This window comes from Paenibacillus sp. 598K, assembly GCF_003851045.1.
Classification (GTDB): Bacteria; Bacillota; Bacilli; order Paenibacillales; family Paenibacillaceae; genus Paenibacillus_D.
This window is the reverse complement of the sequence record NZ_BFBX01000060.1, coordinates 11,374-20,626: the sequence shown is the minus strand read 5'-3', so window position 1 is coordinate 20,626 and position 9,253 is coordinate 11,374. Positions and strand designations below refer to the sequence as shown.

The 9,253-nt window shown below is 55.1% G+C and carries 7 protein-coding genes and 1 pseudogene; all 8 read right to left on the bottom strand.

Annotated elements, in window-relative coordinates; all coding sequences use genetic code 11:
• Positions 1-118 precede the first annotated feature (118 nt).
• Positions 119-316, bottom strand: a pseudogene (locus tag PA598K_RS17895) (RidA family protein); the annotation flags it as partial.
• 253 nt (positions 317-569) lie between these two features.
• Positions 570-1,771 (bottom strand): alpha-L-fucosidase (locus tag PA598K_RS17880; protein ID WP_260405473.1); only part of this gene is annotated, 1,202 nt, incomplete at its 3' end.
• 51 nt (positions 1,772-1,822) lie between these two features.
• Positions 1,823-3,505, bottom strand: coding sequence for an ABC transporter substrate-binding protein (locus tag PA598K_RS17875; RefSeq protein ID WP_128658278.1), 1,683 nt, complete (start codon positions 3,503-3,505; stop codon positions 1,823-1,825).
• Positions 3,506-3,523: 18 nt separating this feature from the next.
• Positions 3,524-4,423: a carbohydrate ABC transporter permease gene (locus PA598K_RS17870; RefSeq protein ID WP_128658277.1), complete on the bottom strand. Its 900-nt coding sequence runs from the start codon at positions 4,421-4,423 to the stop codon at positions 3,524-3,526.
• 14 nt (positions 4,424-4,437) lie between these two features.
• Entirely contained in the window at positions 4,438-5,412 is a 975-nt protein-coding gene (locus PA598K_RS17865) for an ABC transporter permease (RefSeq protein WP_128658276.1), read from the bottom strand.
• 249 nt (positions 5,413-5,661) lie between these two features.
• Entirely contained in the window at positions 5,662-7,983 is a 2,322-nt protein-coding gene (locus PA598K_RS17860; protein WP_128658275.1) for a helix-turn-helix domain-containing protein, read from the bottom strand.
• A gap of 281 nt (positions 7,984-8,264) precedes the next feature.
• A complete protein-coding gene (locus PA598K_RS17855; protein ID WP_128658274.1) occupies positions 8,265-8,480 on the bottom strand; it encodes a DUF6199 family natural product biosynthesis protein in 216 nt (71 codons plus the stop codon).
• 23 nt (positions 8,481-8,503) lie between these two features.
• Positions 8,504-9,253 (bottom strand): helix-turn-helix transcriptional regulator (locus PA598K_RS17850; protein WP_185602074.1); only part of this gene is annotated, 750 nt, incomplete at its 5' end.

Genomic DNA, 9,253 nt, shown 5'->3' with positions numbered 1-9,253 from the left:
GCTGGATGCCGCTGCTGCGCAATCGCTGGGCCATCGCGGCAATATTGGCTTCCATAGTATCCAGATCGATGATGACAGCCGGTGTACTCAGCTCGGCATAAGCTCCCCCAGCCATCTGCTACTCCACTTCTACGATCAGCTCAATCTCTACCGGCGTATTAAAAGGCAGCTCATTTGCCGAAATCGCCGAACGCGCATGCCGCCCTTTTTCCCCGAGTACATCAACCAGCAGGTCAGAGGCGCCATTAATAACATAGGGTTGCTCCACGAAGCCGTCCGCGCTGTTGACAAAAGCGAGCATCTTGACCATCCGCATAGACCGAAGTCCCGCGCTGATTCGCCCACTGCGCAATGCGAGACGGATCGCCTTCCCACAGCCGCTCACGGCCCCACTGATTGGCCGACGGCTTAGCCTTGCATGTGATGCGGATGACCGGGAACAGCGCCGTTGGCGATTCCGCCGGCAGACCATCGATATACAGCACCTCTCCATCCTGGCGGAATGCCAGCTCCTGACCTGTAGTCAACAGCGTGACGGCTTCGACCGGCGTCGCCAGATCGGCCAGCNNTCCGTGCAGCGGGCGTCACCTTGCAGGTCGGCTTTAACCGTCGTTTCGACCGTAACTTCCGCCGAGTCCGAGAGCTGGTGCAGGCGGGCGAGATCGGCCAGCCGCAGCTGCGGACGGCCGTCCCAGAACCGGATGATCAGATACAAGTGGTTTTCTCTCGTCGTCTGCCAGCCCCGAGTGATGAATTCCGTGACGGATCCGCCGTCTGTCCCGTAGACCGCCTCGCCGTGCACTTCGAGCCATCGGCCGATCTGCATCGCCCGCTCCACAAATTCTGGCGGCAGCTGCCCGTCAGCCATCGGCCCCACATTGAGCAGCAGGTTGCCGCCTCCTCCTGTAGGACCGCCGCCCTTCTGCACACAGTCGACGAGCATATCCAGCAGCACATCCGCAGGACGCCACCGCTCGCCGATCGAATGGCTCCAGAGCCGCCAGGTCGTCACCTGGCAAGACTCCCACAAGCGGCGGTCATCCGGCACGATCACATGCTCTGGCGTGCCGAAGTCGCCCAACGTATCCGAATCGCCGGCACCGACGCCGCCATCCGCCCGATACCCGTCATGCTGCTCGGAATAACCAAGCCGATTGTTGACCAGGATATGCGGCTGCAGCCGCCGCATCTCTTCGAGCAACTCTACGCTTCCGAGATCATCGGCATTGCGGGGCCAGACTCCGTCGAAGAAGAAATGATCGATCTGGCCATAGTTTGTCAGCAGCTCTTTGACCTGATTATGCAGGTAATTGCGCACCGTTTCCCAGCCCTCCGGATCCTTCTGAGGCCCGTCAAAGTAAGCCGGCAGCCGCCAGTCGATCCAGGAGTAATACAAGCCGACCCGCAGCCCTTCCGCGCGGAAGGCCTCGACGTACTCACGGACGAAATCCCGTCCCGCCGCCTGGCGGGCGCTGGAATAATCCGTATACGCGCTGTCCCACATGCAGAAGCCGTCATGATGGCGGGTGGTGAAGCAGGCGTACTTGAAGCCTGCGGCCTTGGCCGTCCTTGCCCACAGCCGGGCATCGAAGTGCTCGGGATTCCAATTGCAAGCCTGTTCGGCATATTCCTGATGATCAAGATGCTCGCGGAAGAGCACCTGCTCCCCTCGGCCGTAAGCGGCGTAAGGCCCCCAATGGATGAACAGGCCGTAGCGGCTGTCCGTAAACCACTGCCAGTAGTCTGGGATCTTCTGTTTTGCATCAGTCATCGTTTCCAGTCCCTTCTTGAGTTGGATGTGGCTTCGTGATCAACACCGGACCTAAGAGGCAGCATCCATATTGGCATCGTACGCTTCCTGATAAACCTGCAGATAACGGTCCAGATTCATATTAGCCAGGGTAGCCAGATAATTGTCCCACTCCGAATCAATATTCGCATTGCCTGTGATGAAGCGGGCGTTCATCTCGCTCACGTAATCATAGATCGTCTTCTGCAGATCGGCGATCTCCTCGGTCTGCTCTGTCGTGAAGAAGAGCGGCGGCATGACCATGCTTGCATCGACCCGGTACGGTTCATATTTCTCTTTGGTTTCATTGTAGAGGATCGTCCCTAGCGGGTTATCCGGATCAGCCGCTTCGCCCAGACGCAGCGAGTTTGGACGGTAGTTGGGCCCGGTCTGGGACCAGTGCTTGTTCTGAGTGACGCCAAAGCTGGATTTATCTTTGTATACCGCCTGCTCCCCATTCAGTCCGAGCACACCATCCTCCGCATACTCCCAGTCCACGCCCGGTTCGCCGAAGTTTAGACGCAGCGTCATCTCGCGGTCGTACAAGGCGTCTGCCAGACGAAAAGCCGCTTCCGGGTTGGATGCCGCCGATGTGATGACGAATTGGCCGCCGGCCACCTGATACGGATCATACTGAGTCAGTTGTACACCATCCGGTCCTGCGAGAGGCGGCACGGCGACATATTCCAGCCAGCGGCCGCTGCTGCCGTTGAGCTGGGAGACTGCGCTCATATTCGGGCCCGAAGCTGCGCCAAGGATCGGCGTGCCCGGGTTCTCGCCCAACTGTACGAGCTGGTTGGCGTCCTGGGTCAGCGCCTGCGGATCCATCAAGCCGTCCGCATACAGACCATGCAGGTATTTCAATCCTTCTTTCCAGCCGTCTTTGTTGTAGGGGACATCGACTTTCCCGCCCTCATTGATATACACCCGGGTATAAGGCGCATAGGTAAAGGAGTTCATCAGGAAATTCTCAACGCTTGTCGTCAACGTGGAGGAAGCATTAGCCATCGGCGCCCCGGAGAACGGAATTTCATCTGCCTGTCCGTTGCCGTTCGGATCCTTGGTCTTGAAGGCCATCAGCATGTTCCGGAACTCTTCCGTTGTCTTAGGCATTTCCAGTCCCAGCTCATCTAGCCACGGCTGATAGATCCACATCTTCTGACGCATCGAACAGTGGTAGCATTCGTTAGGCGCCGGCAGCGCATAGATGTTGCCGTCGGTCGTCGTTATCGCCGATTTAACCAGCGGGCTTTCCTCGAACATCTTCTTCGTATTGACGCCGTACTGCTCGATATAATCATTGAGCGGCAGGAAGATCCCTTGCTTACCATAGAGCACCTGCTGCTCCGGACTTACGTTCATGCTCATGATGACATCCGGCAGATCGCCGCCGGCGAGCGTCAGATTGAGCTTCTCGGCTACCGAGCTGGCGGGCACGATCTCCCATTCGATATGAACATTCGTCAATTCCTCCAGATAGGCGGTGAATTCATTGGTGCGGAAGTCCTCAACCGCCGCATTCGCACTGGTCATCACCCGGATTGTTGTCTTTTCTTCGGTAATCGGGAACTCGCCGGCTGCGCTGACCGTCTGAACACCGCCCCCTTGACCACTAGCAGCCTCATTGTCCTTATTACCGTTATTGCTGCAAGCCGCCAGCAGCCCTGTAGACACGGCCAGACAGAGCATTAAGGCCCATACAGATCTCTTCTTCATCTTGAATTCCTCCCCGGATTATCCTTTTAATGAACCGATCATGACGCCTTTAACAAAGTACTTCTGGACAAACGGATAGAGTATGAGCAGCGGCACCGACGCCACCACGATCAAGGAATACTTGAGCAGCACCCGCATCGCTTCCCGACGCGCCGCATCCTGAGGATCGCCGCCGAACATCGTGTTGTCCATATCGTTGCTGATGAGGATATCCTTCAGCACCAGTTGAAGAGGATAGAGCGACTGATCCTTCAGGTAGATCATCGCATTAAAATACTGGTTCCAGTTGGCAGCCGCATAATATAGCGTAATGACGGCAATGATCGGTCCCGACAACCGAATCACAATTTGCCAGACGAATTTGAAATCGCTGCAGCCATCAATCTGTGCGGCCTCCAGCATTTCATCCGGAATCGTCATCTGGAAGTACGTTCTGGCGATAATGACATTCCACACGGTGATGGCGCTTGGGATAATCATGGACCATACCGTATTGAGCATCCCCAGATCCTTGACAACAAGATAGGTGGGGATCAACCCGCCGGTGAACATGGTGGTGAAGATGAACAAAACCATAAACAAATTACGGCCGAAAAAATCTTTACGCGACAGCGGGTAAGCCGCCGCTATCGTCAGCACAATATTGACCAGCGTGCCAAGGACCGTATAGATGAACGAGTTTTTGATCCCTGTCCATACCTGACTATACTGGAAAACCGCGATATAGCCTTCTAGCGTCGGGCGTACCGGCCAGAGCCATACCTCGCCAGAGATGACCGCCGAAGAGTCGCTGAAAGAAGCACTGACTACATAAAGGAGCGGGTATAGCACACTTAGAAACAACAAGGTTACGAGGACGTAATTGACGATGGTGAATGTCCGGTCCTGCCAGGACTCATTGCGAAAACTGGTGTTCATCGCCTCTCCCCCCTCTACCACAAGCTAGCCTGATTCGTTTTTTGCGCAGCCTTGTTGACGATCAAGAGCAGAATCAGGTTGATAATGGACTTGAACAGTCCGATCGCCGTTGAATAGGAATAGTTGGCTACGGATGCGGACAAGCCGACTTTATACACATACGTATCAATGACCTCCGAAGCGGTCAGATTGATCGGATTTTGAAGCAAGAGCACTTTTTCGAAGCCCACATCGAGCATCTGGCCCGTGTTCAAAATAAGTAGAATGATCGCAATGGGCATAATGCCCGGCAGATCGATATGCCACATCCGCCGCAGCTTGCTGGCGCCGTCAACGACGGCTGCCTCGTGCTGAGCCGGATCGATGCCGGCAAGTGCCGCGATAAAGATGATACAGTTAAATCCGACATGCTGCCAGACATCTGACCAGACATAGATGGACTTGAACATCGAAGCATCACCAAGAAAGTTGATCGCCTGAAATCCAAGCGCCTGCAGCACCTTGTTAATGAGTCCGGTCCGCGGATCCAGCAGCTCCTTCACAATACCCACCATAACGACGATGGAAATGAAGTGCGGCGCGTAGGTAACCATCTGGATGCCCTTCTTATACAGCCCTTCCCGAAGGTAATTCAGTGAAAGCGCAAGCAGAATCGGGAACGGAAAGCCGGCTGCCAGATTATAAAAGCTCAGCAGTAGCGTGTTCTTCAGAATCCGCATAAAATCATAGGAATTCACGAACCGGATAAAATGCTTCCAGCCCACCCAGTCGCTGCCGGCAATGCCTTTGACGACGCTGTAGTCCTTGAAGGCAATCTGGGCACCGTACATCGGGTAGTACTTAAAAATCATCAAATAGAGAAACGGTACCGCCATAAAGACGTACAATTGCCAGCTCCGAACCAGCTTTCGAATCACGGGATGTCTGCTGGACGGCTGCGGAGCGCTTCTCTCCGCGCCAGGGACAGCCGTTTGATGATGTGCCGGCATACTCAAATCACCTCGCCCTTTCTTCGCAATTCTGCTTATCCGCCCCTCCTCTGCCCCAGGGTCATTCCCGCTCTTTGGACAGCGGCGGGAACGTCTGGTCATAGCATAACGAGGGGGACGGGACGCGTAAATTGGAAGGTGAACGAGGTGTTGGCAAAGGTTAAGAGGATGGAATTAACCGTTAATTAAAGCTGTGCAATGATTAAGATTGCATCTGCCAAGCCCTTACTGGACAAGGATTTGAATCAATCAGACTTGGTTGCCGGTCTCCAGGTTACGATACGCCGTGGCGCTTAATCCGGTTTCTCGTTTGAACGCCCGGCAGAAGGTGTTGGAAGAATAGTAGCCCGCTAACTCGGCAATCCGGTTGATCGGCTGCGACGTGCCAACGAGCAGCTCCTTGGCCCGTCGCATCCGCAGCTGTACCAGATAATCCGAGAAGTTCGCACCTGTTTGTTCTTTGAAAAACTGGGACAGATAGACCTTGGACATGCCCAACTCATCGGCCAGCTTGTCGAGGTTGAGATCCGGCTCTTTGTACCTCTTGTTGAGCGATTCAACCATTATGTCTACCAATTCGTAATTGCGACTTTTCTTGCGCTGGTCAAGCGTGTGACACAGCTCAGCAAATCGTTCCGCCAATGCCTTATACAACACATGCGGATCCGTGGTGCTCGTCAACTGTTGGAACAACGTGCGAACGGCTTCGGGCTGTTCAGCTTGCAGTTGATCATGAATCTTGACGAGACAGCCCGCAACCTCGCACAGGAACAACTGCTGCATGGAGAGCGGCAGATGGCGACGGATAAAATTCTCTTCCCGGATACCTTCGAGGAGTCTGGCTAGCTCGTCGCGTTCGCCGGCCTTGGTATAGTTCATTAACCGCACTTCGATTTCACCTGGGAAATAGTAGCCGCTTGATTCATAGGGCAGCTCCTCAAACCAAATGACTTTGCGGCTGCTGTGCATTTCTGTATGGAACAGGGCCTGACGGGCCTCCTCATACGAGCTGGACACTTCCATAAGAGAACCATACGTGCTGCCTAGAGCGACGGAGATTCTCTCGGACAGCACACCCTCCATCCGCTCATGCAGACGCTCGATAAGCGAGGCGATACGCGATTGAAAGCTCTCGGCGATACTCCCCCGATTGACAAGCAACAGCGCGATCCGATCCTCGGCTATATCATGATCGTAGCCTTCGTCTCCCAGCAGATCCCGGAGCGCTTCCTTGACGAGCACCCGCTCCAGATCGAGATGACGAAGCCGCTCTTCCCCTGCTTCCCGGCCGCCGCCCCGCAAGCGGATGATGCCGATGGCATAGCTTGTCCCGCGCAGGTCCACACGCTGATGACTCAGCAGCGTATTGATCTGCTGCAGTGTCACAAATTCACCTTTGAGCAGCCGCTCGAAGAAGGTGTCCCACACAAGGGGAGCCTGCTTTTCCATCTCTGATTCCAACTGGCGATTATTATCGATTAGCCCCGATACAGCTTGGTGTATAAAACCGTACACGTCGCCCGGCCGTTGAGCCTGACCGCTGACCCGTTCATTTAATGTTTTGATGATGCCGAGCAGCGGACGACTGTTGCGATAAGCGAGCCAGCCGGCGAGCAGCAGGCCGACGAAAAGGAACAAGCCAACCAGGCCAAAGGTAATCTTCTTGATATACAATACCTTCTCCAGCACCACATGGGGCGGTTGCGCGACCACATAGGACCAGCCTGTATCTGCCGATGTCGTGTAAGAGATCATCATGCCATCCGTTGCCTCTGAAGGCTTGAGAATCCCGCGTCTGGCCGGCAGCTCCGCCATCCCTTCCGGACCAGTCGCATCGTGGCTGATCGAGGAGATCACCCGTCCCTCTCTGTCTCTGATGGACGCCCATCCGCCCTGCGAGAGATCCACTCCCTGCAGCGAAGACAGAAGCTGCCTGTTATCCACCAGAATCGCGATCGCGCCATTTACCCGATTAGGGTAGCCCATGGACTGCATATACGTCATCATCGTTCTGGGCTTGCCCTGATAGGTCACTTGTCTCACCGGCTGAAATTCGCGATTATAGTAACGGTCGAATAGCTCCTCTCTCCATGCATCATAGTCTGTACCGTCGTAACGAAGCATTTGATTATAAAATCTTGGCATCTCGTACGTTGTTTTCGGAGAGAGGACAAGGCCGCTGTTCTTGAAGAAAAGGAAGTAGTCCACAATAAAATTGTTGGACACGTTGTAGGAATAGAGCCGCTGTTGCGTCTCTAACACGCGATACGTGTTGGCCCCCTCAAACGGCTTGTCGATACGCTGAAAGCCTGTAATCTGCGGATCGTTCATAATCTGAAAAGCAATGCTGTCAATCTCCGAAATTCGCCGGTCCAGCGTGTCCCGAACCTGATCGAGCAATTGCAGATTGGCGCTCGTCACCTCGTTCTCCACGACCTCATAGGTCCGGTCATAGAGCAAATAGCCCAACAATAGGGTAAGCAGCATAAAAAAGCAGTAAGGGATGATGAATCGGAAAAACCAGCGGTGCTGTCGCAAACGACGCAAATGTTTGAATGGATACCTTGTCACACATGCCCCTCCCAATTAACTTACTATAGATGTCGTTTATATGTTAAATTAAAATCAGAAAATTCGATTTTATGTTATTAATTATAACATCATTCTCAGATTGAGCGTAAAGAAGATGAACGATGTAGTATACATCCTACTAGAAAGCGCTAACAAATTCGAGTATTGTTTAAATTTTATAATCGCCAGAACGTAAAAAGCCTTCTCAACCGCCGCATCGACGGACGTGAAGGCTCTCTACCCGCAGCGCTGGGTCACGCTTCTCGGTTGGGCGCACCGCTTCAGAAGAACAAGTACCATACGACGAGGATCGAGACCACAACCCCTCCAATCCGCATCAGATGGAAATGCAGGGCCGGCGGCTCTTGGGCGCTCTGCCAGCCCTGGACGACTCGCCAGAGCAAACGGGGCTGCAGCGCGGCGGCAAGCGCCAACGCCAGCCAGAACGACAGGAAAATATACAGCACCATCATAAGACCATCGGGCGGAGCCGACATGGCATGAACCTCCCTGATTCGTATTAGTGCTCCTTCCTTGCGCCCCCAGCAGGCTCGTCTGTCTGTCGTCTGCGGAAGTCAGCCGGGGTAAAATCGGTTTCCTTTTTGAATACTTTGTAGAAGTATTTCGCATTGTCGTAGCCGACCAGTGCGGCGATCCGGTCGATGCGGTAGCGCGTGGTCGCGAGCAGCTCCTTGGCGCGCTCCATCCGCAGCCGCTTGAGATAGTCCTGGAAGGTCTCGCCGACACTCTCCTTGAACACCATGCTCAGATAGACGGGATGCAGATAAAATCGCTCGGCCACCTCCTCCAGCCGAATCGGCTGATCATAGCGCTGGTCGATATAATGCCGGATCTGGCCGATCTGGCCGGCCGCCGTCATCGTCCCGGCCAGCACCTGCTCCACTGTCTCGCGCACCAGCTCAGCTAACTGACCCATCAGCTCCGTCTCGCCCGTCGCCTGACGGATCGCCTCTACCCGGTCCGGGCGCTCGGGCGCGCGTTCCTCTCCCTCTACCATCGGCCGTCTGTCCTCAATGTCTGCGGCCAGCTCTGCGCAATACGCTCTCGCCTGGGCGAACGTCGCCCCCTCCGGCTGCCGGAGAGCGACGAACAGCGCCTCGCACAGGCTCGCCGCTTGCTGGAGTCGGCCCTGCTCGACCTCGCATAGCAGATCGTCGCGCCGACCCCAACGCCACTCGGCGGGACCCAGCCTCGCTCCGTCCAGCTCCAGCAGCCCGCTCTGCTGGCCGAACGGCCGCCGCTCCAGCAA